The sequence below is a fragment of the Brevundimonas vancanneytii genome, assembly GCF_901421975.1.
GTDB classification, from domain to species: domain Bacteria; phylum Pseudomonadota; class Alphaproteobacteria; order Caulobacterales; family Caulobacteraceae; genus Brevundimonas; species Brevundimonas diminuta.
In genome coordinates this window covers 3,328,489-3,353,813 of the sequence record NZ_LR588407.1, presented here as the reverse complement: position 1 = coordinate 3,353,813, position 25,325 = coordinate 3,328,489, and the positions used below count along the sequence as shown (strand labels likewise).

Annotated in this window: 25 protein-coding genes and 3 pseudogenes; 8 read left to right on the top strand and 20 right to left on the bottom strand. The window is 68.0% G+C overall.

Annotated features, from left to right (window positions below):
- The first annotated feature begins 9 nt into the window (after positions 1-9).
- Complete coding sequence (locus tag FGL25_RS16595; RefSeq protein WP_138142307.1) at positions 10-885, top strand: SDR family NAD(P)-dependent oxidoreductase; 876 nt, start codon at positions 10-12, stop codon at positions 883-885.
- 4 nt (positions 886-889) lie between these two features.
- On the opposite strand, the gene FGL25_RS16590 is transcribed toward FGL25_RS16595, so the two are convergent.
- From FGL25_RS16590 to FGL25_RS16535, 12 genes and pseudogenes are all read right to left on the bottom strand, one after another.
- Positions 890-1,513, bottom strand: a complete 624-nt coding sequence (locus tag FGL25_RS16590) for an SAM-dependent methyltransferase (protein ID WP_138142306.1) — start codon at positions 1,511-1,513, stop codon at positions 890-892.
- A 147-nt stretch (positions 1,514-1,660) separates the two neighbouring features.
- Positions 1,661-2,280 (bottom strand): annotated as a pseudogene (locus tag FGL25_RS16585) (EipA family protein).
- 172 nt (positions 2,281-2,452) lie between these two features.
- A complete protein-coding gene (locus tag FGL25_RS18065) occupies positions 2,453-2,737 on the bottom strand; it encodes a YqhA family protein (protein ID WP_354702813.1) in 285 nt (94 codons plus the stop codon).
- 16 nt (positions 2,738-2,753) lie between these two features.
- A pseudogene (locus tag FGL25_RS18060) lies at positions 2,754-2,899 on the bottom strand (YqhA family protein); the annotation flags it as partial.
- Positions 2,900-3,006: 107 nt separating this feature from the next.
- Positions 3,007-5,417, bottom strand: a pseudogene (pheT, locus tag FGL25_RS16575) (phenylalanine--tRNA ligase subunit beta).
- Between the two features lie 435 nt (positions 5,418-5,852).
- Positions 5,853-6,929, bottom strand: coding sequence for a phenylalanine--tRNA ligase subunit alpha (gene pheS, locus FGL25_RS16565; protein ID WP_088410673.1), 1,077 nt, complete (start codon positions 6,927-6,929; stop codon positions 5,853-5,855).
- 59 nt (positions 6,930-6,988) lie between these two features.
- Positions 6,989-7,192, bottom strand: a complete 204-nt coding sequence (locus FGL25_RS16560; protein WP_046652585.1) for a dodecin family protein — start codon at positions 7,190-7,192, stop codon at positions 6,989-6,991.
- Positions 7,193-7,363: 171 nt separating this feature from the next.
- A complete protein-coding gene (gene rplT / locus FGL25_RS16555) occupies positions 7,364-7,717 on the bottom strand; it encodes a 50S ribosomal protein L20 (RefSeq protein WP_003166434.1) in 354 nt (117 codons plus the stop codon).
- A 109-nt stretch (positions 7,718-7,826) separates the two neighbouring features.
- Positions 7,827-8,024 carry a 50S ribosomal protein L35 gene (gene rpmI, locus FGL25_RS16550; RefSeq protein ID WP_003166435.1) on the bottom strand — a complete coding sequence of 66 codons (198 nt, stop codon included), beginning with the start codon at positions 8,022-8,024 and terminating at the stop codon, positions 7,827-7,829.
- A 173-nt stretch (positions 8,025-8,197) separates the two neighbouring features.
- Positions 8,198-9,475: an MFS transporter gene (locus FGL25_RS16545; protein WP_128719115.1), complete on the bottom strand. Its 1,278-nt coding sequence runs from the start codon at positions 9,473-9,475 to the stop codon at positions 8,198-8,200.
- Positions 9,476-9,555: 80 nt separating this feature from the next.
- Positions 9,556-10,077 carry a translation initiation factor IF-3 gene (gene infC, locus FGL25_RS16540; RefSeq protein ID WP_003166438.1) on the bottom strand — a complete coding sequence of 174 codons (522 nt, stop codon included), beginning with the start codon at positions 10,075-10,077 and terminating at the stop codon, positions 9,556-9,558.
- Positions 10,078-10,222: 145 nt separating this feature from the next.
- Positions 10,223-11,185 carry a glycosyltransferase family 9 protein gene (locus FGL25_RS16535; protein ID WP_138142305.1) on the bottom strand — a complete coding sequence of 321 codons (963 nt, stop codon included), beginning with the start codon at positions 11,183-11,185 and terminating at the stop codon, positions 10,223-10,225.
- Positions 11,186-11,267: 82 nt separating this feature from the next.
- Here FGL25_RS16535 and FGL25_RS16530 point away from each other — a divergent pair, with 82 nt between their 5' ends.
- Positions 11,268-12,008, top strand: coding sequence for an alpha/beta fold hydrolase (locus FGL25_RS16530; RefSeq protein ID WP_138142304.1), 741 nt, complete (start codon positions 11,268-11,270; stop codon positions 12,006-12,008).
- Positions 12,009-12,034: 26 nt separating this feature from the next.
- On the opposite strand, the gene hslU is transcribed toward FGL25_RS16530, so the two are convergent.
- Positions 12,035-13,342 carry an ATP-dependent protease ATPase subunit HslU gene (gene hslU / locus FGL25_RS16525; RefSeq protein WP_138142303.1) on the bottom strand — a complete coding sequence of 436 codons (1,308 nt, stop codon included), beginning with the start codon at positions 13,340-13,342 and terminating at the stop codon, positions 12,035-12,037.
- Positions 13,343-13,414: 72 nt separating this feature from the next.
- Positions 13,415-13,972, bottom strand: a complete 558-nt coding sequence (gene hslV, locus FGL25_RS16520; protein ID WP_138142484.1) for an ATP-dependent protease subunit HslV — start codon at positions 13,970-13,972, stop codon at positions 13,415-13,417.
- A gap of 176 nt (positions 13,973-14,148) precedes the next feature.
- Here hslV and FGL25_RS16515 point away from each other — a divergent pair, with 176 nt between their 5' ends.
- Together FGL25_RS16515 and FGL25_RS16510 are read left to right on the top strand one after the other, a co-directional pair.
- Entirely contained in the window at positions 14,149-14,559 is a 411-nt protein-coding gene (locus FGL25_RS16515) for a BLUF domain-containing protein (protein ID WP_138142302.1), read from the top strand.
- 31 nt (positions 14,560-14,590) lie between these two features.
- A complete protein-coding gene (locus FGL25_RS16510) occupies positions 14,591-15,373 on the top strand; it encodes a HesA/MoeB/ThiF family protein (RefSeq protein ID WP_138142301.1) in 783 nt (260 codons plus the stop codon).
- 345 nt (positions 15,374-15,718) lie between these two features.
- On the opposite strand, the gene FGL25_RS16505 is transcribed toward FGL25_RS16510, so the two are convergent.
- Positions 15,719-16,705, bottom strand: coding sequence for a 2-hydroxyacid dehydrogenase (locus FGL25_RS16505; RefSeq protein ID WP_138142300.1), 987 nt, complete (start codon positions 16,703-16,705; stop codon positions 15,719-15,721).
- Between the two features lie 119 nt (positions 16,706-16,824).
- Between FGL25_RS16505 and FGL25_RS16500 the strand changes: the two genes are divergently transcribed.
- The 3 genes from FGL25_RS16500 to fabB all read left to right on the top strand — a co-directional run bounded on the left by FGL25_RS16500 (position 16,825) and on the right by fabB (position 19,244).
- A complete protein-coding gene (locus tag FGL25_RS16500; protein ID WP_003166445.1) occupies positions 16,825-17,331 on the top strand; it encodes an SH3 domain-containing protein in 507 nt (168 codons plus the stop codon).
- Between the two features lie 80 nt (positions 17,332-17,411).
- The gene (gene fabA / locus FGL25_RS16495) at positions 17,412-17,951 is read left to right on the top strand and encodes a 3-hydroxyacyl-[acyl-carrier-protein] dehydratase FabA (protein ID WP_003166446.1); all 540 of its coding nucleotides are present in this window, start codon (positions 17,412-17,414) and stop codon (positions 17,949-17,951) included.
- 63 nt (positions 17,952-18,014) lie between these two features.
- On the top strand, positions 18,015-19,244 hold the full coding sequence (gene fabB, locus FGL25_RS16490; protein WP_138142299.1) for a beta-ketoacyl-ACP synthase I: 1,230 nt from the start codon (positions 18,015-18,017) through the stop codon (positions 19,242-19,244).
- Positions 19,245-19,573: 329 nt separating this feature from the next.
- Here fabB and FGL25_RS16485 read toward each other — a convergent pair whose 3' ends face one another.
- Positions 19,574-20,920 (bottom strand): S1C family serine protease, encoded by a 1,347-nt coding sequence (locus FGL25_RS16485; protein ID WP_138142298.1) that lies wholly within the window; start codon positions 20,918-20,920, stop codon positions 19,574-19,576.
- A 127-nt stretch (positions 20,921-21,047) separates the two neighbouring features.
- Complete coding sequence (locus FGL25_RS16480) at positions 21,048-22,238, bottom strand: acyl-CoA dehydrogenase (protein WP_138142297.1); 1,191 nt, start codon at positions 22,236-22,238, stop codon at positions 21,048-21,050.
- A gap of 141 nt (positions 22,239-22,379) precedes the next feature.
- Between FGL25_RS16480 and FGL25_RS16475 the strand changes: the two genes are divergently transcribed.
- Positions 22,380-22,646 (top strand): DUF6356 family protein, encoded by a 267-nt coding sequence (locus tag FGL25_RS16475; RefSeq protein ID WP_003166451.1) that lies wholly within the window; start codon positions 22,380-22,382, stop codon positions 22,644-22,646.
- Between the two features lie 15 nt (positions 22,647-22,661).
- Here FGL25_RS16475 and FGL25_RS16470 read toward each other — a convergent pair whose 3' ends face one another.
- From FGL25_RS16470 to odhB, 3 genes are all read right to left on the bottom strand, one after another.
- Entirely contained in the window at positions 22,662-23,180 is a 519-nt protein-coding gene (locus tag FGL25_RS16470; RefSeq protein WP_138142296.1) for a hypothetical protein, read from the bottom strand.
- Between the two features lie 73 nt (positions 23,181-23,253).
- Positions 23,254-23,697 carry a DUF2007 domain-containing protein gene (locus FGL25_RS16465; protein WP_138142295.1) on the bottom strand — a complete coding sequence of 148 codons (444 nt, stop codon included), beginning with the start codon at positions 23,695-23,697 and terminating at the stop codon, positions 23,254-23,256.
- A gap of 91 nt (positions 23,698-23,788) precedes the next feature.
- Positions 23,789-25,282 carry a 2-oxoglutarate dehydrogenase complex dihydrolipoyllysine-residue succinyltransferase gene (odhB, locus tag FGL25_RS16460; protein ID WP_138142294.1) on the bottom strand — a complete coding sequence of 498 codons (1,494 nt, stop codon included), beginning with the start codon at positions 25,280-25,282 and terminating at the stop codon, positions 23,789-23,791.
- Positions 25,283-25,325 lie beyond the last annotated feature (43 nt).

Here is a 25,325-nt window from a genome sequence, read left to right as displayed (position 1 = left end):
CCAAGCCCGATGACCGAACCCGCCGCCGCCCCGTCCCTGCTGGTGTTCGGCGGCGGCTATCTGGGACAGGCGGCGGCGCGCGAGGCCGTGCGGCGCGGCGGCCGGGCCTTCGCCACCTCGCGCGATCCCGAAACCCGTCAGGCGCTGGCGGGGCAGGGGATCACGCCGGTCGATCCGGCCGACGCCAAGGCCCTGGGCGCGGCCCTGGCGGCCGCTCAGGCTGTTCTGATCACCACGCCGCCCGACGCCCACGGCTGCCCGGCCCTGCGCGCCCTGACGCCCCTGTCCGCTGACGCCTGGCCCGACTGGATCGGCTATGTCTCCTCCACCGCCGTCTACGGCGACCGGGCGGGCGGCTGGGCCTTCGAGGGCGATCCGCTGAACGCCGCCACGCTGGAAGGCGCCCGTCGCGCCCGCGTCGAACGCGACTGGCTGGACGGAGCGCAGGTCATGGGGCTGACGCTGCAAATCTTCCGCCTGCCCGGCTTCTACGGCCCCGGCCGCAGCGTCATCGACCGTCTGCGCGCCGGAACCGCCCGCCTGGTGAGAAAGCCCGGCCAGGTGTTCAACCGCATCCATGTGGACGACGTGGTCTCGGGCCTATTCGCCTCCATAGACCGGCCGCGCCCCGGCGGCGTCTACAACCTGACCGACGACGAGCCGACCTCCGCCGACGTCGTCACCGCCTGGGCGGCTGAACGCCTGAAGCTGCCGCGCCCGCCTGAGGTCGACTGGACCGCCCCCGAGGTCAGCGAAGCCATGCGCCGCTTCTACCTGGACTCCAAGCGCATCTCCAACGCCCGCGCCAAGGCCGAACTGGGCTGGCGTCCCCGCTACCCCTCCTACCGCGAAGGGCTGGAAGCGATTCTGGCGTCAGAGGACTGAGGCGTCAGAGCGGCTTGCGCGCAATCAGGTCGATCAGGGCCGAAACGCCCGAATGGCCCGGGCCTTCGTCCAGCTCGGCGTCATAGGCGTCGATCCGTTCGATCTCCAAATCGGCGAAGGCCTCACGCAGCAGGGCCTCGGCATAGAGGTTCTCCTCCACCCCCGGTCCGCCCGTGCCATAGGCCAGCTGCTCGGGCCGATAGCCTTCCAGCAACAGAAGGCCGCCGGGCTTCAGCGCCGTCTTCATGCGAGCGAACATCCGGTCGCGCGCGGCCGGGCCGACGAACTGGATGAAGACGCCGACGACCACGTCCATCGTGCCTTCAGGCCAGGCCCAGTCGTCCAGCCCGCCGATCTGGGCGTCCAGCGCGACTCCGCGCCGGGCCGCCAGAGCCTGCGCCTTCTCCACCGCACGCGGCGAGATGTCGAAGGTCAGGACGTCCAGCCCCTGCTGCGCCAGCCAGACGCCGTTGCGCCCCTCGCCGTCCGCAACAGACAGGGCCTTCAACCCCGGCTGCAGACGCTCCGCCTGCCGCGCCAGAAAGGCGTTGGGCGCCTCGCCGAAACGATAGACGTCATCGGCATAGCGCGCGTCCCAGAAGGCGCGCGTATCGGGCGCAGCGGTCATCAGCGATCTCCCTTGAGGCTCAAGGGGGATATGGCGACGCTGGCCGCCCCCGCAAGCGGCCGCGGCGCGATCACGCACGCCACGCGCAAGCTTCAGCGCCGAGCTTCGCTCAAGCCGCGAGGGTCCGCGACCCGAGCATAGCGGCACTTAAAATGGCAGGATGTTGCGCTGGCGGCTGTAGCTCATGGTGCCGACGTTGGCGCCCAGACGCACGCCGACGCCGGTGCGGATCGGGGCTAGGACGATGCCGTCCGCGCGCTGATAGTTCACGCCCAGGCCGGCGACCAGATAGGCCGAGCCCTCGACGCCCGGATAGCGGCGATAGAGCATGTCCGGGTGGTAGAGGCCGTAAACCAGGGTGAACACCCGGCTGGCGTTGCCGCCCCAGTCCCAGCCGATGGAGGCGCCCTGCCAGAACACCTCCTGCGAGGCCGACAGATCCTTCATGTGCAGGGCTCCGCGGCCGTAACGCAGACCGGCCACCACGGCCCCGCGCCTTCCTCGCCCGCGATATAGGCGGTGGGGCGGTCGCCCTGTTCGGCGAAGATGCGTTCAATGGCGCCGCCTACAGCCTCGGCGGCGATGCCCAGTTCCCGCGAGCCGGCGGTGACCAGTTCGTCAAAGGTGTAGGCCTGGGCCCGCTGATCGGACGCGATCGGATAGTTGGGATCGGCGGGCGGGCGGCTGGCGCAAGCGCCGAGGCCGGCGGGCAGGGCGCCGGCGGCGGCGATACCGAGGCTGGTGCGGATCAGTTGGCGGCGGTGCATAATCAAGGCTCCCGGCTAAGGACGGTCCGCCCGTCGTCGCGGGCTTGGCCTACCGTCCCTGCCTTTTACGGCAGCCTTGGGGCTTTAAGGTTAACCGAAGATTGCCCGCGCCCCCTTAAAGCGTTCCGGCGGATCAAGCCTGCGTCATGCAGACCGGAAATCCGCCGGGCTGTCAGTGCTTGTCGGTCTTGGCCGCGATCCAGTCCATCAGCGCCAGAAGCACCCCCGAGGCGATGAAGGTCAGATGGATGATCACCGCCCACATCAGCGCCGCCTCATCCAGCGGATGACCCGGCTTGCCGATGTTCATGAAGCTCTTGAGCAGATAGATGGCCGAGATCGCCACGATGGAGGCGATCAGCTTCATCTTCAGGCCCGAGAAATCCACCGACCCCATCCACGGCGGGGCGGTCCACGTGGTTCTCGTCCAGATCCAGCTTGGAGACGAAATTCTCATAGCCGGAATAGAGGACGATCAGCAGCAGATTGCCCGCCAGCGACAGGTCACCAGGCTGAGGATGGCCAGGATGGCGGTGTCGGACGTCATGTGGCCGTCGCCGACGATGAAGGCCTGCGGCAGGTAGTAGAACAGCTCCCGCACGAAGACGACGAGCAGCATCACCAGGGCCAGCACCAGGCCGAGGTAGAAGGGGGCCATCAACCAGCGCGCGCGGAACAGGTTCCGTTCGAACTGGGTCTCGGCCCAGGGCTTCTTGTCCGTCATGTTCAGCTTCTCAGTGTTCCGCCGACCTTGGTCGCAGCAGACGTGATCTTGGCCGTCAGGGCCTCGATCTCCGCTTCGGTCAGGGTGGCGGCGCGGGGCTGGACCTCGACCTCGATCGCCACCGACTTCTGACCTTCCGGCACGCCTTGGCCGCGATAGACGTCGAAGACGCGCACCTCGGCGATCAGGGCCTTGTCGGCGCCCGCCACGGCGCGGGTCAGGTCGCCTACGGCCTTGGCTTCATCCATCAGGAAGGCGAAGTCGCGGGTCAGGGGCATCAGGTTCGGCAGGTCCGCCGCGCCGCGCGCCTTGCCCGCCCCACTCTTCCCTTTTTGGCCGCGCGGTTCCGGCACGGAGTCGAGCACGATCTCGAAGGCCAGCATGGGACCGTCGGCGTCCAGCGCCTTCAGCACGCGCGGGTGCAGGCGCCGAACTCAACGATGACGTTCTTGGGCCCCAGTTGCAGCCGGGCCGAACGGCCGGGGTGCCACCAGTCGCGGTTCGACCCTTGCGCCAATTGCAGGGAGGCGACCGGGGCGCCGATCTCTTCCAGCACGGCCATCAGGTCGCCCCTTCAGTGCAAACAGGGGGTCTTCCCCCGCCCCGCCCCAGTGGCGGTCGGCGTGCGGCGCCGCCAGGCCCCGCGATGACGGTGCGCTGGCCGTTCGGCTGGTCGTCCAGATAGATGGGGCCGATCTCGAACAGGGCGACGTCGGCGTGGCCGCGCGCGGCGTTGCGCGCCGCCGCCTGGATCAGGTTCGGCAGGGCCGAGGGCCGCATGCAGTCCAGATCGGCCGCGATGGGGTTCTCCAGCACCAGGCGCTCGTCCCCGCCGCCGAACAGGGCGGCGATCGACTGCTTGGTGAAGGACCAGGTGACGGCCTCGGCGTAGCCCAGGGCCGCCAAGGCGCGACGGGCCGTGCGCACGCGCGCCTGACGCGAGCTGAGCACCCCGCCCGGCGCCGGGGCGACCGGCGGCAGGGGCGCGTCGGGCAGGGCGGCGTAGCCCTCGATGCGGGCGACCTCCTCGACCAGATCAGCCGGACCTTCGACGTCGCGACGCCAGGACGGCGGCGTCACCGACCAGGGCGAGCCGCGCATGACGGTGAAGCCCAAGGCGAACAGGATCTCGAAGATCCGGTCCTCGCCCAGGTCCATGCCCGACAGGCGCTTCACATAGGCCGGGTCGAAGGCGAAGGCGGCAGGGGCGGCCGGGGCCTGCCCCGCCACCGTGACCGTCGACGGCTCGCCGCCGCACAGGTCCAGGATCAGTTGCGTCGCCAGCTCCAGACCGGGGACGACCGAGGCTGTGTCGACGCCGCGCGCGAAGCGGTACTGGGCGTCGGAGCTGGCGCCCAGCGAGCGGCCCGTCTGGGCCGTGACGATAGGGTCGAACCAGGCGCTTTCGACGAAGACGTCGACCGTCTCGTCCGAACAGCCGGTGGAGACGCCGCCCATGACGCCGCCCAGGCCGATGGCGCGCTGGCCCCCGTCGTCGGCGATGACGCAGTCGGCGGCGCCCGGCGCATAGGTCTTGCCGTCCAGGGCTTCCATCTGGTCGGCGGCGCCGCGACCGGCGCGCACCACGATCCCGTCGCCCGACAGGCTCGCCAGGTCATAGACGTGCAACGGCCGCGCGCGGTCGTAGGAAATCAGGTTGGTGATGTCGACGAGACGGTTGATCGGACGCAGGCCGATCGCCGTCAGCCGCTGTTGCAGCCACTCCGGCGACGGGCCGTTCTGCACGCCCCGGATCACGCGGCCGGCGAAGACCGGGCACAGCTCGGGCGCCTCCAGCGTCACCGAGACGGGGCTGTCGAACGCGCCGGCGACCGGCGCGATCTCCGGCGTCGTCAGCTTGCCCAGGCCGGCGGCGGCCAGATCGCGGGCGATGCCCGCCACGCCCAGCCAGTCGGGACGGTTCGGCGTCACCTCGAAGTCGATGACCGGCTCGGCGCCGAACACTCCGGCGGCGGGCTGGCCGACCTGCAGGTCGTCGGACAGCTCCAGAATGCCGTCGCTTTCGTCGGGCAGTTCAAGCTCCGCGCCCGAGCACAGCATGCCGTTGGACACCACGCCGCGCACCGGCTTCTCGACCAGGGTCACGCCCAGACCGGGCACATAGGCGCCGATGGGGGCGTAGATGGTGGTCAGGCCCGCTCGTGCGTTCGGCGCGCCGCAGACGATCTCCTTCAGGCCGTCCACGGTCTCGACCTGGCAGACCTGCAGCCGGTCGGCGTTCGGGTGACGCTCGGCCGAAACGATCTTGGCCACCGTGAAGGGCGCCAGGGCGGCGATGGGGTCGTGGACCTCCTCTACCTCCAGCCCGGCCATCGTCATGGCCTCAGCGACCTGATCGACCTCGGCCTCGGGTGTCCAGATGGGCCTTCAGCCAGGAAAGCGTGAACTTCATTGGGTCGCACCGTCCTGCGGCTGCGCCAGGGCCTTGGCCATGTTGTCGAGGAAGGCGGACGAGCCGGTGAAGCCGACGCCCAGGAAGTTGCAGTTGATGAACTGGCAGTTTCTTGAACGGGATCGGACCGGTCACGCGCTGCGGACCCTGCGGGCTCAGCATCAGGTTGCGCGGATCGCCATGGGCGTCGCCCATGTTGCAGCCGTCGAAGTTGCAGCCTTCCAGCGGCAGCAGGACGGCCGGCCCCTCGATCAGGCAATTCTCGAACCGGCGGCCTTCAATGACCATGGACCCGGCGCGCGCCGTCTCCATGAACAGCTGGGGCAGCCAGACCGTCTTGTTCGCATAGTTCGGGCCAGGGCCCAGCAGCTCCAGGACGATCGGTTCAGCGGCGGCGGTGTTGGTCGCGTCAGTCATGGGATCGCTCTTTCAATATCAGCTGAGGCCCGACGCCGGGTTCGGCGCGGCGAAGGCGGAGAAGCCGTAGTGCGCCAGCCAGCGCGTATCGGCCTCGAACATAGGGCGCAGGTCGGGCACGCCGTATTTCAACATGGCCAGGCGGTCGACGCCCATGCCGAAGGCGAAGCCCTGATACTCGTCCGGATCGATGCCGCAGTTGCGCAGCACGTTCGGATGCACCATCCCGCAGCCCAGAATCTCCAGCCAGTCCTCGCCCTCGTTCAAGGTCAGCTTGCCGCCGGAACGGTCGCAGCGGATGTCCATCTCGGCCGAGGGCTCGGTGAAGGGGAAGTGGTGCGGGCGGAAACGGGCGTGAACATCGTCCAGCTCGAAGAAGCGGGCGATGAAGGTCTCCAGCGTCGTCTTCAGATGGCCCATGTGGATGTCGCGATCGATCACCAGGCCTTCGATCTGATGGAACATCGGCGTGTGGGTGGCGTCTGAATCCTTACGGAAGGTGCGGCCCGGCGCGATGATGCGGATCGGCGGCTTCTGCGACATCATGGTGCGGACCTGCACCGGGCTGGTGTGGGTCCGCAGCACCTTGCGCTCGCCCGTTTGCGGGTCGGGCTTCAGGAAGAAGGTGTCGTGCATCTCCCGCGCCGGATGCTTGGGCGGGAAGTTCAGCGCCGTGAAGTTGTGGAAGTCGTCCTCGATGTCCGGCCCCTCGGCGACCGAGAAGCCCATGTCGGCGAAGACGGCGACCATCTCGTCCATGACCTGCATGGTCGGATGCACCCCGCCCTTGCGGCGTGGGCGGCTGGGCAGGGTCAGATCGACGCGCTCGGCCAACAGGCGGGCGTCCAGCTCGGCGGCCTCCAGCTCGGCCTTGCGGGCGGCCAGGGCCGACGACACCCGGTCGCGCAGGCCGTTGATGACGGGGCCGCGCTCGCGGCGCTCATCGGGGCTCAGCGCCCCCATGCCTTTAAGCAGGGCCGAGACGGTCCCCGTCTTGCCGAGGGCGGCGACGCGCACCTCCTCGATCGCGGCGACGGTCGAGGCCGCCCCGATGGCGTTGATCAGGTCGAGTTCTAGCTGGGCGAGATCGGTCATGGTCCGCAGCGTCTAGCCCGCCGCAGCCGTCTCGCAAAGCCTTTCAGCGTCGATCCGCCTCAATCCGCAAGGATGAAGGTGACCTTCATGTTGACTCGATATTCGGCGATCGCGCCGTCACGCACGATCACCTTCTGCTCCTGAATCCAGGCGCCTTCGACGTGACGCAGGGTCTTGTCGGCGCGGGCGACGCCCTGAGCGATGGCGTCCTCGAAGCTGACGGTCGAGGACGCGGTGATTTCGGTGACGCGGGCGACAGACATGGCGAAGCCTCCTGAAACGCCGATCGGCGACCGGCTGCCTCACCCCAACGCCCGACACGCCCGAAAGGTCAGGCGCCCCATGAAAAACGCCCGCCCCGGCGACCGGGACGGGCGTTTGTTCTTTAAGCTGAACGCTATCGCGCGGCCTGCATGGCCTCGCGACATGTCGCCTTAGGCCAGGGCCGCGCGAACCTTGTCGGCGATGCCCTTGAAGCCGGCTTCATCGGCGGCGATGGCGGCCAGAACCTTGCGGTCCAGCTCGATGCCCGCCTTGTTCAGGCCGTGCATGAACTGCGAATAGGTGAAGCCTTCGGTGCGGGCCGCGGCGTTGATGCGCTGGATCCACAGGGCGCGGAACGAGCGCTTCTTATTGCGACGGTCGCGGTAGGCGTACTGACCGGCGCGATCCACGGCGGCCTTGGCGGCGCGGATGGTGTTCTTGCGGCGGCCGTAGAAGCCCTTGGCCTGCTTCAGGACTTTCTTGTGCTTGGCGTGGGACGTAACGCCCCGGGTGACGCGAGCCATTGTAAATTTCCCTTCGGGAAGTCCCTACCGCTCGGCCCGCTGGGCCTCGCTGCTTGAGGGACTTAGTTCAAATTCTATGCGGTTGAGAGATCGTGTCTGCGTGCGCCGATCAGGCGTACGGCATGTAGGACTTGATCTTCTTGGCGTCGGCGTCGGCCATGACCGAAGTGCCGCGGTTCTGGCGGATGTACTTCGAGTTGTGGCTAATCAGGCGGTGGCGCTTGCCGGCCACGCCAGCCTTGACCTTGCCCGTCGCGGTGAATTTGAAGCGCTTCTTGGCGCCCGACTTCGTCTTCAGCTTCGGCATTTTCACTCTCTTTATTGAGGGGTCTCCCGCCCTTCGGGCTACTTGAGCCCCAAGGTCAGATGACCGATTTAAGACCGCCCAGGCATGCCTGTTCGCCCGGCGGTCCGGTACGCGAAGGCGCGGCTTCTACGCCAAACGGGGACCGGAGGCAAGAAGAGTCCGCATGAACGGGTTCAGACCTGAGCCGCCCGACGGCGCGCGGCGCGCCCGGCGTTGATCGCCATGACCGCCGCCGGAACCGTCAGCACCGCCCCGACCAGGAAGGGCCAGTCCGGCCCCACGGCGGAATAGAGAACCCCCGCCACCATGGGGCCGACGATGCGCGCCATCGACCCGGCCGCCATGTTCAGCCCCAGCATGGCCCCCTGCCGATCCGGCGGGGACGAACGGCTGATCAGGGCCGAAATGTTGGGCATGGCCAGCGACATGCCGCAGGCGCCGATCCCCATGACGATGGGAATGATCCACCCGGCCGACACCGGAATGACGAACAGCCCCAGGTCGATCTGCGTCGCCGGGAACCAGGCCGGCGGCGCGACCACCTGCAGAATGAGCGACGTCCCGAACAGCAGCATCCCCGCCGCCAGCACCCGCGCCTCGCCGAAGCGCCGCGCCAGCCGACCGGCCAGCAGCCCCTGGTTCACGGCCGAGACCAGGCCCACGATCATGAAGCTGAGCCCCACCTCGCGCGCGGTCCAGGCGTAGCGGTTCTCGGCCCACAGGCCGAAGGCGGCCTCCATGGCCGAAAAGCCCGCCAGATAGATCAGGCTGACCACCAGGACGCGCGACACCACCTCGTCCGTGCGAGCGAACTGAATCCCCGACAGGAAGGCGGGGCGCGGCGCCGCCGGATCGGCCTTGGCCCGGCTCTCGCGCAGGAAGAACATCACCCCCAGCGCCGCCAGCACCGCCGCGCCCGAGGCCGCGAAGATAGGCAGCTGATAGCCGACATGGCCCATCTGCGGCTGGGCCAGCAGGCCGCCCATGCCCGGCCCGACAATGAAGCCCAAGCCGAAGGCGGCGCCGATCAACCCCATGCGCCCGGCCCGACGCTCGGGCGGTGTGACGTCGGCGATATAGCCCTGGACCGTCGAGATATTGCCCGCGCCCAGCCCCGTGAACATCCGCACCAGGATCGCCGCCCAGATGTTGGGCGCGAACGCCAGCAACAGATAGCCTACGGCGTTGGCCGCTAGGGTGATCAGCAGAACCGGCTTGCGCCCGATCCGGTCCGACAGCCGCCCCCAGAAGGGCTCGGCGAAGAACTGACCCAAGGAATAGGCCGAGAACATCAGGGTGATCTGCCACGGCTCGGCCTGAAGGCTCTGGGCGAAGAAGGGCAGCAGCGGCACCACCAGGCCGAACCCGACCAGATTGATGAAGACCACGGCGAACAGCACCGCCAGGGTCGGCGTCCCCGCGCCGGAAGCCTTTGTCGTCTGCGCCGTCATTCGTTCTCGTCTCGCCGGATAGTAAGACGCCCCAGCCATGCGGCCGGGGCGTCTTCAAAGTCTTCAATTCAAGTCCGCGATCAGCGGGGCGCCAGGATCATGATCATCTGGCGGCCTTCCATCTTGGGCGCGAACTCGACCTTGGCCTCTTCCTCGAAATCGGCCTGGACCTTGTTCATCAGCTTCATACCCAATTCGGGGTGGGCCATTTCGCGGCCGCGGAAGCGGATGGTCACCTTGACCTTGTCACCGTCGTCGAAGAAGCGGTGCATGGCCTTGGCCTTCACGTCGTAGTCGTGCGTGTCGATGTTCGGTCGAAGCTTGATTTCCTTCAGCTCGACGACCTTCTGACGCTTGCGCGCCTCGGCCTTCTTCTTCTGTTCCTGGAAACGATGCTTGCCGTAGTCCAGAATCTTGCACACCGGCGTTTCGGCGTTGGCGACGATCTGAACCAGGTCCAGGCCCGCCTCCTCGGCAGCCTCCAGCGCGGCCGACAGCGGCATGACGCCCTGCTTTTCCCCATTCTGGTCGATGAGCAGAACGCGGGCGGCGCGGATATCCTGGTTGATGGGCGGCCCGTCCTTTACGGGCGGCGCTTGCATGGGACGGCGAATGGGCGTCGTTTCCTTATGTGATCAGAAGACAGGCGAAACTGGTTGCGAGGATTCAGCGCGCAAGGCTGCGGCTGCGTTCCAAGCGGCCGGAATATGGCGACGCAAGGCCGCTATTTCAAGGGATTTCGGGCCTTCAGGCCTTTACGGCCCCTTCAGCGACATAGGCGTCGTGCAGCTCCAGCACCGCATCGAAGACATGATCGACGCTCAGATCCTCGATCGGGGCGAACTGGCCGCGCGTCTCATTGGACGCCGCCGTGCGCGTCTTCGGCCCCCACGGCCCGTACAGCCACCACTCGGTCGGACCGAACAGGCCCAGGGTGGGCCGCCCCAACGCCGCCGAGACGTGCATCAGGCCGCTGTCGTTTCCGACGAACAGGGTCGCCCGGTCGATGGCCGCAGCCGAGCACAGGATGTCGCCCTTGCCCACGCAGTCGATGGCGCGCGGTCCCGCCGCCTCCAGCGCCGGAGTCGCGGGCGGCCGATCGCCGGGACCGCCGACGGGCATGAAACGCCAGCCGTCGAAGCGCGGCTCGGCCTTCAGCTTTTCGACCAATCGCCCCCAGCGGTCGGCAGGCCAGGACTTGCCCGGCTGGTGGGCGATGGGCGCCAAAGCGATGATCGGCCCTTCGCCCGGCCCGGCGGCCAGTTGGGGATCAATGACGGCGGCGGCCTCGGCGCGGGCCTGAGCATCGAGGAAGATTTCCGGGTCCAACGGCATAGCCGAGCCCATCAGGCGCGACACCATCTCGACCTTGCGCAACCCCGTCTCCCAGCGGCGGTTGTAGACGATGCGACGCTTGGCCGGGATCAGATAGGCCAGGGCCGAGCCGCGGATGTCCACGACCATGTCCCACTTGGTCCCGCGCACCTGATTCCAAAGATCGAGCCAGTGTCCGGCGGCCTTCTTCTTGTCGAGGATGATGACGCGCTCGACGTTCGGCGCCGAACGGAAGAAGGGCGCGGGCGGACGACCGCAGGCGACGGTGATCTGAACGCCCGGCAACTGGCGCGCGATCTCGCGGATCACGCCCGAGGAGATGACGCAGTCGCCGATCCGGTTGGAGCTGACGAACAGGGCTTTGGGAGCAGACAAGCGGGCGCCTCGCGGCCTCTGTGAACAATCGTCGTCTCTGCTAAAGCCATTCCGCGAGGAATGACAGTCCGAGGAGCTTCCCATGTCCGACGTCCAGACGCTGCAACGCCCCGACGGCGAGACCCTGGCCTATAAGGCGGTCAAGGGCGACGGCCCGACCGTCATCTGGATCGGCGGCTTCCGCTCGGACATGGAGGGGACCAAGGCGCTGGCGCTGGACGCCGCCGCCCGAGAGCACGGCTGGAGCTATGTGCGCTACGATCACTTCGCGCATGGCGTGTCGAGCGGCGACTGGAAACAGGCCACCATCGGCCGCTGGCGCGAGGACGCCATCGCCCTGATCGACAGCCTTGAGGGCCCGGTGATCCCGGTCGGCTCGTCGATGGGCGGCTGGGTCGCCCTTCTGGCGACGCTGGCGCGACCAGAGCGGATCAAGGGCGTGGTGCTGGTCAATCCGGCGCAGGACTTCACCGAAAAGCTGATGTGGCCGGGTCTGGCGGATCATGAGCGGCAGGCCATCCTGCGCGAAGGCGAAACGGTCATCACCGAGGAAGGCCTCGGCTCCTACGTCCTGACCCGGCGCATGTTCGAGGAGGCCCGCGACTGGCTGCTGCTGAACGGCCGGATCGACATCACCGCGCCGGTCCATGTGCTGCAGGGCCGCGCCGACGACGTGGTGCCGTGGCGCCATCAGGTCGAGCTGGCCGAGCGCCTGAGCGGCGGCGACCTACGCCTCGACCTGATCGAGGGCGGCGACCACCGCCTGTCCAGCCCTGCGGATCTGGAGCGGTTGGTGGAAGCGGTGGAGGCGATGCGGGGCTGACCCCGCACCGCCGCGACAGCAGCCCATCACAGGATAAATCGGCTCAAATCCACGTTCTTGGCCAGGTCGCCGACCTTCTCGCGCACCTTGTCGCCGTCGAAGATCAGGGTCTGGCCCGAAAGGTCCGAGGCCTTGAAGCTGGTTTCCTCCAGCACGCGCTCCATCACCGTCTGAAGACGGCGCGCGCCGATGTTCTCGACGGTGGAGTTGGCGGCCACGGCGGCGTCGGCCATGGCCTCGACCGCGTCGTCGGTGAAGACCAGCTCGACCCCTTCGGTCGCCAGCAGGGCCTGGTTCTGACGGATCAGATTGGCCTCCGGCTCGGTCAGGATGCGCTTGAAGTCGTCGCGGGTCAGGGCCTTCAGCTCGACCCGGATCGGCAGGCGGCCCTGCAGTTCGGGCAACAGGTCCGACGGCTTGGCCACATGGAAGGCGCCCGAGGCGATGAACAGCACATGGTCGGTCTTCACCGGGCCATATTTGGTCGAGACGGTCGTACCCTCGATCAGGGGCAGCAGGTCGCGCTGCACCCCTTCGCGCGACACGTCGGCGCCGCCGCCGCGATCCTGACGCGCGGCCACCTTGTCGATCTCGTCCAGGAAGACGATGCCCTCGTTTTCGGCCAGCAGCAGGGCTTCCTTGGTCAGGCTTTCCTGATCCAGCAGCTTGTCGCTCTCCTCGGTGACGAGCGGCGCCAGGGCGTCGCGCACGGTCAGCTTGACCGTCTTGGTGCGGCCGCCGCCCATCTTGCCCAGCATCTCCGACAGGTTCAGCAGGCCGACGTTGCCGCCGCCGCCCGGTATATCCAGTCCCTGCAAGGGCGAGGTCGTATCGGCCAGGGCGATCTCGATCTCCTTGTCGTCCAGTTCGCCCGCGCGCAGCTTCTTGCGGAAGGCCTCGCGCGTGACGGGCTGGGAACCCGGTCCGACCAGGGCGTCCAGGATGCGTTCCTCGGCCTGACCTTCGGCGCGGGCCTTGACGCCCGAGCGGCGCTTGTCGCGCACCATGACCAGGGCGCTCTCGACCAGATCGCGCATAATCTGATCGACGTCGCGGCCGACATAGCCGACCTCGGTGAACTTGGTCGCCTCGACCTTGAGGAAGGGCGAGCCGGCCAGACGCGCCAGACGCCGGGCGATCTCGGTCTTGCCCACGCCCGTCGGGCCGATCATCAGGATGTTCTTGGGCGTGACCTCGTCGCGCAGGTCGTCGGGCACGCGCTTGCGGCGCCAGCGGTTGCGCAGGGCCACAGCCACGGCGCGCTTGGCGTCGTCCTGACCGACGATGAAGCGGTCCAACTCGGAGACGATTTCGCGGGGAGACAGATCAGTCATGGTTCAGACGGTCCAGAAATACGCATATCAGGCGCTCAAGCAGCAAGCCGCCGCGCGGTGAGCGATAGCGCCCTACAGACTTTCAATGGTGAGATTGCCATTGGTGTAGACGCAGATGTCGGCGGCGATCTTCATGGCCTTGCGGGCGATCTGTTCGGCGTCCAGCTCGGTGTGCTCGTCGATCAGGGCGCGGGCGGCGGCCAAGGCGTAGTTACCGCCCGAGCCGACAGCGGCCACGCCGTATTCCGGCTCCAGCACATCGCCGACGCCGGTGACGGTCAGAATGGTGTCCTTGTCGGCGACCAGCAGCATGGCCTCCAGCCTCCGCAGATAGCGGTCGGTGCGCCAGTCCTTGGCCAGCTCGACGCAGGCGCGGGCCAGTTGGTCCGGGTACTGCTCCAGCTTGGCCTCCAGCCGCTCGATCAGGGTCAGGGCGTCGGCCGTCGCCCCGGCGAAGCCCGCCAGAACCTTGCCGTTCGCCAGGGTGCGCACCTTGCGCGCCGCGCCCTTGACGATGGTCGGCCCCATGGAGACCTGGCCGTCGCCGGCGATGACGGTGCGGCCGTTCTTGCGCACCGCCAGAATGGTGGTGCCGTGCCAGTCGGGGAAGTTCGAGACGCTCATGTTCATGGCCGTTGAGATGGCGAAGCCCGTGGCCCGCCGCAAGATCAGGCTTTGTCGCAACCGCCCGAAAAGCTTAACCATAAGAGATTCTTAATCGCCCCATGACAGGGGAACGCCCCCGGTCGCCCCATCATCTCGCCGTCCGCGAGGCGGGGGAGGCTGCGTTTGCGTTTCGAGTTCCCTTGCCCCTGCACCGCGCCATCTATGTCAGCGACGCCGTCGGCGGCGCGGCGACCAGCCTCCTGATCCTGGCGGAGATCCTCGGCGAGTCCGAGCGCAACAATCGCCGCGAAGGTCTGACCAGCGCCCTGATGCGCCATGGCGGCCAGTTCCTGCAGATCATCGAGGGCCGCCGAACCGACGTCGACCGCCTGATGGACCGGCTGCGGGTCGATCCGCGCCATGAAAACCTGCGCCTGTTGTCTGACGTCGCTGTCAGCGGCCGCCGGTTCGGCGACTGGCCCATGATCCTGGCCGAGCTGACGCCCGAGGCGGCCCGCCTGTTGAACGGCGAAGCCCTGGACCAGCTCAGTCCCGCGCGCGCCGAGACCCTGCTGGCCCTGGCCGTCGGGGTCGCGCCCGTTCCGGCCTGACGCATCCGTCCGACTGCGCTAGACAGTCGGCGTGACCCAGCCTTCCGCTCCTCTCGCCCCGGTTCGCTTCTCCGACGAGGAAGTCGACCGCTACGCCCGCCAGCTGGTGCTGTCCGAGATTGGCGGTCCCGGCCAGCAGGCGCTGAAACGCGCCCGCGTGCTGATCGTCGGCATGGGCGGGGTGGGCAATCCGGCCGCCCTCTATCTGGCCGCCGCCGGGGTGGGGACTCTGGGCCTGATCGACGACGACACGGTCGCCCTGTCGAACCTGCAACGCCAGATCGCCTTCACCACCGAAGACCCCGGCCGCGCCAAGGTCGAGGCGGGCGCCGCGCGGCTGAACGCTCTCAACCCGCACGTCACGGTCCAGACCTTCAACCAGCGCGTCACGCCGGACAGCGCGGCGGCTCTGATGCGGGACTTCGACCTGGCGCTGGACGGCACCGACGACTTCGAGACGCGGCTGGCCGTCAACGCCGCCTGCGTGGCGGCGGGCAAGCCGCTGGTGTCCGGCGCCCTGGGCCGTTGGTCGGGGCAGGTGTCGGTGTTCGAGGGGCGGCCTTGCTACCAGTGCCTGGTGCCCGAGATTCCGCCCGACGCCGAGACCTGCGCCCGCGTCGGCGTGGTCGGCGCCCTGGCCGGCGTTATCGGCGCCATGGCGGCGCTGGAGGCGATCAAGCGGATCACCGGCGCAGGCGAGCCGCTGACCGGCCGCCTGATGCTATACGACGGCCTGGCGGGAACCAGCCGCGTCGTGAAGATCGCCGCCGACCCCGCCTGCCCCGTCTGCACTTCAAACCACGACGCAGCTTAGTTGAAAATCAACCGCGCTAGAGTGTGATTATAATTCAGCTACATACTAACGGCTCAAAACTAGAATACGGCCCCGTATCGCCATAGTCCGCACGGCTATAGTCACATCCCACTACGCTAAACCCAACCTCAACGGTTAGATGCTCGTCAGAGTAGAAACGAGTGACGCCCGGCGGCGTACCATCGATAGGAATCTGCGGCCCGCTCTGTAGCGCCAACACAAGCGTAAACGCGGCTACACTCCAAAACAGCTTCATTGTTTCACCCTCTCAATAACATGCGAGAGATAAAAATATCGCCGTTCTATTAAAAATCAACCAGGCGGAAGCCGTCCATAGAATCACCGTCACAACATCGCCGGGATGACCCGGTCCGGCGGGCGGTGGCCGTTCTGATAGGTCATGATGTTGGCGATCACCCGATCGCCCATGTCCTGACGCGCCTCGAGGGTAGCCGAGCCGAGGTGAGGCAGCAGCACCACGTTCGCACGGCCGAGCAGACCCGGATGCACCTTGGGCTCGTTTTCAAACACGTCCAGGCCGACGCCGAACAGGGCGCGGCGGTCCAGCGCCTCGACCAGGGCGGCTTCGTCGATCAGCTCGCCCCGCGCGGTGTTGACCAGGATGGCGTGCGGCTGAAGCCGGGCCAGACGCTCGGCCGACAATAGGTGGTGCGTCTCCTTCGTCGCCGGACAGTTCAGCGAAACGACGTCCATCCGCGCCAGCATCTGATCCAGATCGTCCCACCAGGTCGCGCCCAGCTCCTCGGCGATCATGTCCGGAACGGGCTTGCGGTTGTGATAGTGGACCTGCATCCCGAAAGCCCTGGCGCGACGAGCCAGAGCCTGGCCGATGCGGCCCATGCCGACGACGCCCAGGCGCTTGCCCCACAGCTTGCGACCGCACATCCAGGTCGGGCTCCACCCCTCGAAGCGCCCGGCCTCGACCACGCCTGCGCCCTCGACGATGCGGCGGCTGACGGCCAGGATCAGGCTCATGCCCAGATCGGCCGTGTCCTCGGTCAGGACGCCCGGCGTATTGGTGACGATGACGCCGCGCCCGACGGCGGCGTCGATGTCGATGTGATCCACGCCCGCGCCGAAGTTGGCGATCATCTTCAGCTGATCGCCTGCGCCCGCGATCAGTTCGGCGTCCAGCTGGTCGGTGATGGTCGGCGCCAGCACCTCGGCCCGCTGCAGGGCCGCAGCCAGCTCATCGCGCGACATCGGCCGGTCGGTCAGGTTCAGCTCGGCGTCGAAAAGTTCGCGCATCCGCGTTTCAACCGCGTCAGGCAGGCGTCTGGTTAATACGACCTTAAGCTTGCGAGCGGACATAGGAGACCTGGGTTTTCCACGGGCGGCGCCCGTTCGGAACGGGTCGATATTCGGTGTCTAGCAAAGCTGCGGTCAGGATCAAAAGGGCGCCTCGCGTCGCGGCCCTCGCCGCTGTCCTCATGACCGGCGTTCTGCTGTCGGCGGGATCGACCATGCCCGACGGCCGCCCGACCCCGACGGGGCTGGAGGTGCCGCGCTGGGTGACGCTGAAATCCTCGCAGGTGCGGGCGCGTCAGGGGCCGGGCCTCGACTACCGCATCCTGTGGGAATATCGCGCGGCAGGCCTGCCGGTTCAGGTGATCGCCGAGACGCGCGAATGGCGAAAGATCTGCGATCCCGACGGCTCCGTCGCCTGGATTCACCGCACCGTCGCCTCGGGCCGCCGCAGCGTGTTCAACCGTTCGGACGAGGCCGTGCCGATCCGCTCGGGTCGGTCCGAGACCGCCTCGGTCCGCGCTCTTCTGTCGCCCCGCGCCCTGGTTCCTCTGGACGAATGCGAGGACGGCTGGTGCCGGGTGCGGGCGCGCAAGCTGCGCGGCTGGGTCGCCGAGCGGGCGGTCTTCGGAACCCAGGAGCGGTCCCTGTGCAACGCCGCCCGACCCGCCGGAACCGGCCGCGCTTCCTGATCTCATATACTGACGGCATGGTTGAGCGCGGCCTCTGGGTCGTGTAACCCGCCAGCAACACCTTTCGGAGCCGATTTCCCTTGAGCCAGTCGCAATATCCGTCGTCGTTCGATCACGAAGGCCTGCTGGCCTCGGGCCGGGGCGAGCTGTTCGGTCCGGGCAACGCCCAACTGCCGGCCCCGCCCATGCTGATGTTCGACCGGATCAAGACCATCAGCGCCGACGGCGGCGACTACGGCAAGGGCTATGTCGAGGCTGAACTCGACATCAACCCGGACCTCTGGTTCTTCCAGTGCCACTTCATCGGCGATCCGGTCATGCCGGGCTGCCTGGGCCTGGACGCCATGTGGCAGCTGGTCGGCTTCTACCTCGGTTGGATCGGCGGACCGGGCAAGGGCCGCGCCCTGGGCGTCGGCGAGGTCAAATTCACCGGCCAGGTGACGCCGGACGTCAAGAAGGTGGTCTATAAGGTCCACCTGAAGCGCGTCATCAACCGCAAGCTGGTCATGGGCATCGCCGACGGCGTGCTCGAGGCCGACGGCGAGGTCATCTACACCTGTCAGGACATGCGCGTCGGCCTGTTCGGCGGCGCGGCCCCGGTGGAACCCGACCCCGCCTGACCCCACTTGATGGATAGCCGCGGCCAACGCGGCGTCCGCAGACTTTGTAGGATTGGAAACACCATGCGGCGTGTCGTCGTCACCGGACTGGGCATCGTCTCTTCCATCGGCACCGGCCAGGATCAGGTCGCGGCCTCCCTTCGCGACGCCAAGTCGGGCGTCCAGCACGCCGCCGACCACGCCAAATACGGCTTCCGATCCCAGGTCTGGGCGCCGCCCGCCCTGGGTCATACGGCCGAGGACTGGGCGCCGCTGGTCGACCGTCGCGCCGCCCGCTTCCTGGCCAACGGCACGGCCTGGGCGCACATCGCCTTTGAAGAGGCACTGAAGGACAGCGGCCTGACCGCCGAAGAGATCAAGGATCCGCGCATCGGCCTGATCGTCGGCGAGGGCGGCCCCTCGACCCAGGTCATCCTGCAGGCGGCCCAGACGACCGTCGAAAAGGGCTCGCCCAAGCGCGTCGGCCCCTTCGCCGTGCCCAAGGCGATGGCGTCCGGCCCCTCGGCCGTGCTGGCCACCTGGTTCGAACTGAAGGGCGTCAACTATTCGATCAGCTCGGCCTGTGCGACCAGCGCCCACTGCATCGGCGCGGCCGCCGAGCAGATCGCCTGGGGCAAGCAGGACGTGGTCTTCGCCGGCGGCTGCGAGGATATCGACTGGTCCATGTCGAACATGTTCGACGCCATGGGCGCCATGTCCTCCAACTTCAACGACACCCCGGACAAGGCCAGCCGCGCCTATGACACGGCCCGCGACGGCTTCGTCATCGCCGGCGGCGCCGGCATCGTCGTGCTGGAAGAATACGAACGCGCCGTGGCGCGCGGCGCGACCATCTACGCCGAAGTCACCGGCTACGGCGCCAACTCGGACGGCTACGACATGGTGGCCCCCTCGGGCGAGGGCGCCGAGCGCTGCATGAAGATCGCGCTGGAGATGGCCGGCAATCCCAAGATCGACTACCTGAACCCGCACGGCACCTCGACGCCGGTCGGCGACAGCAAGGAGATGGGCGCGGTGCGCAACGTCTTCGGCGACGCCATGCCGATGATCTCCTCGACCAAGTCGCTGACGGGCCATTCGCTCGGCGCAGCGGGCGCGCAGGAAGCCATCTACTGCCTGCTGATGATGAAGCACGGCTTCGCCGCCGAAAGCGCCCACATCGAGACCCTGGACCCCGAGTTCGAGGGCATGCCCATCCTGCGTCAGCGCCACGACGGCGAACTGAAGCACGTCATGTCCAACAGCTTCGGATTCGGCGGCACCAACGCCACCCTGATCCTGTCGAAGGTCTAAGCTTCACCGATCGGGAAAATACGAAGCGACACGAAAACGCCCCCATTCGGTCCTTCGCCCGCCCGGAACGGCGCGCACACATGCATCATCGGCCCGTCGGAGTTCGGAAAAGTCCCGGATCCTGAACAGCCCCCCCAGCCCCCCGGATTTTTCCGCGTAAAGGGCTTCGGCGGGTCGATGCTTCCTCCAAGCGACGCCCGCGCCTGCCCCTCCTCCCCCTCCCCGGCAGCGCGGGCGTTTTGCTGTCCGCTTCCCAACAGACGCACAAGACTTCGCCCGCGCGACGCCGGGTCACGCGGGCGATGCCGTAGAGCTTCAGACGGCGCGGATCAGGCCGGAAGGTCGATCTCGACGCGTTCGTTGTCGCGCAGGACGATGATCGGCACGACCGCCTCGCCCGCCGCCTGCAGACGCTGGGCCAGATCCTTCATGTCGGCGATCTCGGCGCCGTTCGCTTGGACCACCACATCGCCAGCCTGGAACCCAGCCGCGGCGGCGGACGACCCCGCCTCGACCACGGCGATCTGGGCCCCGCGGCCCGAAGCCGGATTGCGCACCGTCAGGCCGCGCGACATGGCGGCCTGGGCGCCCAGACGCACGGCGGCCGGATCGGACGGCTCGACCGTCAGCCGGGTCGAGGCCTCGCGGCCGTCGCGCAGATAGACGACCGGCATCTGGGTTCCGGCGCGGGCGATGCCGACCGTGGCCTGGACCGAACCGGCGTTGGCCACCGGGCGGTCCTGGATGCGCGTCAGCACGTCGCCGGGCTTCAGCCCCGCCTTCTCGCCCGCCGAGCCCGGCTCGACGTCATAAACCACGGCGCCGCGCACGATGTTCAGCCCGACTTCGCGCGCGCGCTCGGCCGTCAGGGAGCCGAGGCCCAGGCCGACGCGGCCGCGCTTGACCTCGCCGGTGGCGCGCAGTTGGTCGACCACGAACATCATGATGCGCGTCGGCACGGCGAAGGCGATGCCGTCGTTGCCGCCGCCGAAACCGCCCGACAGGATGGCGGTGTTGATGCCGATCAGGCGCCCCCGGCTGTCCAGCAGCGGCCCGCCCGAGTTGCCTGAGTTCACCGCCGCGTCGGTCTGGATGTAGTCCTCGATGGCGTCGCCCATGCCCGAGCGGTTCAGGCCCGAGATGACGCCCATGGTCAGAGTCTGGTCCAGACCCAGGGGATAGCCGACGGCGAAGGCCAGGTCGCCGCTGCGCAGGGTGTCGGAATCCACCGTCGCCACCTGCGACAGGCCCGTGGCGTCGATCTTCAGCACGGCGATGTCCGTCGCCTTGTCCGCGCCGATCAGGGTGGCGTCGAACAGCCGGCCGTCGATCAGGTCGACCGTGAACTTCTGGCCGTTCTCGATGACGTGATGGTTGGTGACGATGATGCCTTCGCGCGCGTCGATGATGACGCCCGAGCCGCCCTGCGACGGCTTGGGATTGTTTTCCGAGCTGGGACCGCGCGACTGGCCCAGGGTCGTCACCTGGACCACGGCGGGCAGGCTTTCCTCCAGCCCGGCGGCGAAGGTGAAGACGCCGCGCCGGGCGTCATAGGGCATGGCCGTTACAGGCGACTGGACAGCCGTCGCCGCCGCGACCACGGGCGCAGCCTGGGCCATGCCGCTGAAGCTGAAGATCGCCAGGGCGGCGCCGGCCAGCAGGCTGTGTTTGGTCATTCCGGTTTCCTTCACGCGCCGACCGCCTTCGGCCGACAGACGGGCGATCATCGCCGCCCCGCAGGCGAGACAAACGCACGACAACGGCAAAGGATCGTCGCGTCGCGCGTTTTCTGCAACGCTTGTCTCAGAAGGCGGCTTCGCCCGTGATGGCGCGGCCCAGGATCAGGGCGTGGACGTCGTGCGCGCCCTCATAGGTGTTGACCGTCTCCAGGTTCATGGCGTGACGCATGACGTGCAGCTCGCCGGTGATGCCGGCCCCGCCGTGCATGTCGCGGGCCTCGCGCGCCACGGCCAGGGCCTTGCCGCAGTTGTTGCGCTTCATCAGGCTGATGGCCTCAGGAACCCAGGCGCCCGTGTCCAGCAGACGACCCAGAGCGTAGGCGCCCTCGAAGCCGAGGAATATCTCGGTCTGCATGTCGGCCAGCTTCTTCTGCACCAGCTGGCGCGACGACAACGGACGGCCGAACAGGGTGCGCTCGGCCACATAGTCGCGGCTGGCGTGGAAGCAGAACTCCGCCGCGCCCATCGCGCCCCAGGCGATGCCGAAGCGCGCCTTGTTCAGGCAGGAGAACGGCCCGCGCAACCCCTGCACGCCCGGCAGGATGTTGGCTTCCGGCACGAAGACGTCATTCAGGCCGATGTCGCCCGTCACCGAGGCGCGAAGCGACAGCTTGTCGCCGATCTTGCCCGTGGTGAAGCCGTCGAAATCGCGCTCGACGATAAAGCCGCGGATCACGCCGTCCAGCTTGGCCCAGACGATGGCCAGGTCGGCGATCGGCGAGTTGGTGATCCAGTATTTGCCGCCGTTCAGGCGATAGCCGCCGTCGACCGCGACCGCCGCGGTCTTCATCGAGGCCGGATCCGACCCGCCGTCCGCCTCGGTCAGGCCGAAGCAGCCGACCAGCTCGCCCGCCGCCATCTTGGGCAGGAATTTCCCCTTCTGCTCGTCCGAGCCGAAGGCGTAGATCGGATACATGGCGAGAGACGACTGCACCGACATGGCCGAGCGATAGCCGCTGTCGATCGCTTCAACCTCGCGCGCGATCAGGCCGTAGGCGACGTGCGACGCTTCGGAGCCGCCGTACTGTTCCGGCAGCATGGCGCCCAGGAAGCCCATTTCGCCCATTTCGGTCATGATGGCGCGATCGAACACTTCGTCGCGGAAGGCGGCGACCACGCGCGGCAGCAGAGCCTCGCGCGCATAGGACCGCGCCGCGTCCTGCACCATCCGCTCCTCGTCGGTCAGACGGCCCGTCAGGTCGAAGGGGTCTTCCCAGCGGAAAGTTTGGGCGGAAGTGGTCTTGCCGTCGGCCATCGGTCGTCCTTTTATATCTCGGCAGGGGCCTCACGCGGGGTTGAAGCGGCGTGACGAAGCGCCCCCTGTTGCTACGGCGGGTTTAGGCCAGAATGCGGCCGCCGGGTAGAGGGACCGGCGCGACCACGCTAGGCTGTCTTCATGTCGAACGCTTTCAACCGCCTGTTCCGCGATCACCCGCGAGAGGTCGACGAGACCTATCTCGAACATATGGCCGCGTCGTCGCGTTTCGGCTTCAAGCTGCTGCGCCTGGCGGGGTGCGCCTTCATCCATGCGGTGACGCCCGGCCTACACAAGACCACGGTGTCCGACGCCATTCGCGGCATGGCCCAGGACATGGGCGGCCGCGCCGCAGAAGCCCGCGAATGCCGTATGCGCGACGCGGGCGTCTGGGACGTCGGCCTCTAGGCCCCTGCTACGCCGTCAGTCCGGCGTCTGGGTGCGGCTGTAGAAGCCCGAGATGTCGGAGCCCATGCCGCAGAAGCGGTTGGCGGCCGTGCTGTCCTCGACGAAGGCCCCTTCCGGCCCCACGCGCACCTTCACCACCGGCGCGTCGGCGCCGATGTCGGCCGCCGTCAGTTCATTCACCTCGCCTTCAAACGGGATGACCTTGGCGTGGATGACGTCGTCGCGGTCCTGGGCGCCGCGCGCCTGAAGCTCGCAATCCGCCGCCGTGGCCCCGCCGTTCGGAAGGCCCCCGGCGCGGATCAGCACGCGCCATTCGGCGCCTTCCTCAATCAGCTTAAGGTCGGCCTGGGCCGGATCGGTGCGGCGGAAATCGGCGCTTCTCTCGGCAGCGGCCGCGGCCGTTGCGGGAGCAGCCGCCGCAGCGTCGTCCGCCTTGGGCGCGGCGGCGGGCGCTTCGGCCGGGGCCGGCCCGCAAGCCATGAGCGCAGCCGCCAGGGTCAAGGCGCCGGACGCAGGGATCAGATTGAGACGCAAGCAAACTCTCCATCACAAGGAAGCGGGCGAAGCTCCGTCATTTTCGACGCGCTCGTCAACCGCCTGCAACGCCTCAACCCAGGGCGCCGTTCACCCACGCCCACAGATAGACGCCCGCGGACAGCAGCAGGATCGCCGCAATCAGCGCCAGGCCCGCCCACTGCACCGCGTTGAAGCGACGCGGCATGGCCGTGCCGACAAAGCCGGCGCCGGTCGCAAAGGCGAACAGGGCCAATCCGCGCGAAGCCGTGCGAACCGTCGTATCCGGCGCGTCGAGATCATCGCCTTCATCGGTCGCGAACTCGCCCGCCCCCGCGCGCGCCAGCAGATCGCGCGCTCGCGCCGCCTGGTCCGCCCGGCCCATCAGGCGAATGCCCAGGGCGCGCTGCATCAGGGGGTCGATCGTGGTCTGGAACCGCTCGGTCACCGACACCTCGATGTCGTGCGACGACAGGAAGGCCGCAGCCAGATCGGCCTCATAGACGTCTTGATAGCGGGCGATCTCGACCAGGCTCATGGCGCCAGCCTAACACGCCTGCGGGGCGCGCAATTGAAAACGGCGAGATCCGAAGATCCCGCCGTCGTCAGTCGTTCGCGTGATGCGGACCTTACAGGTCCAGCAGGGCGCGCGCCGGGTCTTCCAGCAGTTCCTTGATGCGGACCAGGAAGGTCACGGCTTCCTTGCCGTCGACGATGCGGTGATCGTAGCTGAGGGCCAGGTACATCATCGGGCGGATCTTGACCTCGCCGTTGATGGCCATCGGGCGCTGCACGATGTTGTGCATGCCCAGGATGCCCGACTGCGGCGCGTTCAGGATCGGCGTCGACATCAGCGAGCCGTAGGTGCCGCCGTTGGTGATGGTGAAGGTGCCGCCCTGCATCTGGTCCATGGTCAGGGCGCCGTCGCGGGCGGCCTTGCCCAAGGCGCCGATGCCCTTCTCGATGCCGGCCAGCGACAGGGCGTCGGCGTCGCGCAGCACCGGAACCACCAGGCCCTTGTCGGTGCCGACGGCGATGCCGATGTCGTAGTGGTTCTTGTAGATGATGTCCGTGCCGTCGATCTCGGCGTTGACGGCCGGGATTTCGTGCAGGGCCTGAACCACGGCCTTGGTGAAGAAGGACATGAAGCCCAGCTTCACGCCGTGGCGCTTCTCGAAGACTTCCTTGTACTGGGCGCGCAGGGCCATGACGTTGGTCATGTCCACCTCGTTGAAGGTGGTCAGCTGGGCGGCCGTGTTCTGGGATTCCTTCAGGCGGCGGGCGATGGTCTGACGCAGGCGCGTCATCTTCACCCGCTCTTCGCGCGGCTGGTCGGCGCGCGGAGCGGCCGGGGCGGCGGCGGCGGGCGCAGCCGGAGCGGCGGCGCCGATGGCGGCGATGGCGTCGGCCTTGGTGATGTTGCCCTTCGGACCCGAAGCCGACAGCGTGGCCGGGTTCAGGTTGTTCTCAGCCACCACGCGCTGGACGGCGGGCGACAGGTGCGCCGAGGCCGGCGCCTGGGCCGAACCCGTGTTGGCCGGAGCCGCAGCCGGAGCCGGAGCAGCCGGAGCAACAGCGGCGCCCGAGGCGGCGACCGAACCGATCACCTGACCGGGGGTCACGGTGGCGCCGTTGTCTGCCACGATGGTCAGGACGCCGGCGGCCGGGGCCGAGACTTCCACGGCCACCTTGTCGGTCTCGATCTCGACCAGCAGTTCGTCCTTGGCGACGGTGTCGCCCGACTTCTTCAGCCAGGTTCCGATCGAGCCTTCGGCGACGCTCTCGCCCATGGTCGGCACGGCGATGTCGACCGCTGCGCCGCCCGAAGCGGCCGGAGCGGCGGCGGGAGCCGCAGCCGCCGGAGCCGGGGCCGAGGCGGCGGCCGCGCCGCCTTCGGTCACGGCGCCCAGCACCGTGCCGGGAACGACGGTGTCGCCCTCATTGGCGTTGATCGCCGACAGCACGCCGTCGGCGGGGGCGACGACTTCCAGCGAGACCTTGTCGGTTTCCAGCTCGACCAGGACTTCGTCCTTCTTCACGGCGTCGCCGACCTTCTTGGTCCACTTGGCGATCGAGGCTTCGGCGACGGATTCACCGAGGGCGGGGGTGAGGATATCGGCCATCTTCAGTGTCTTTTCGTGTCTGAACTTTGCTTGTTTCTTAGGT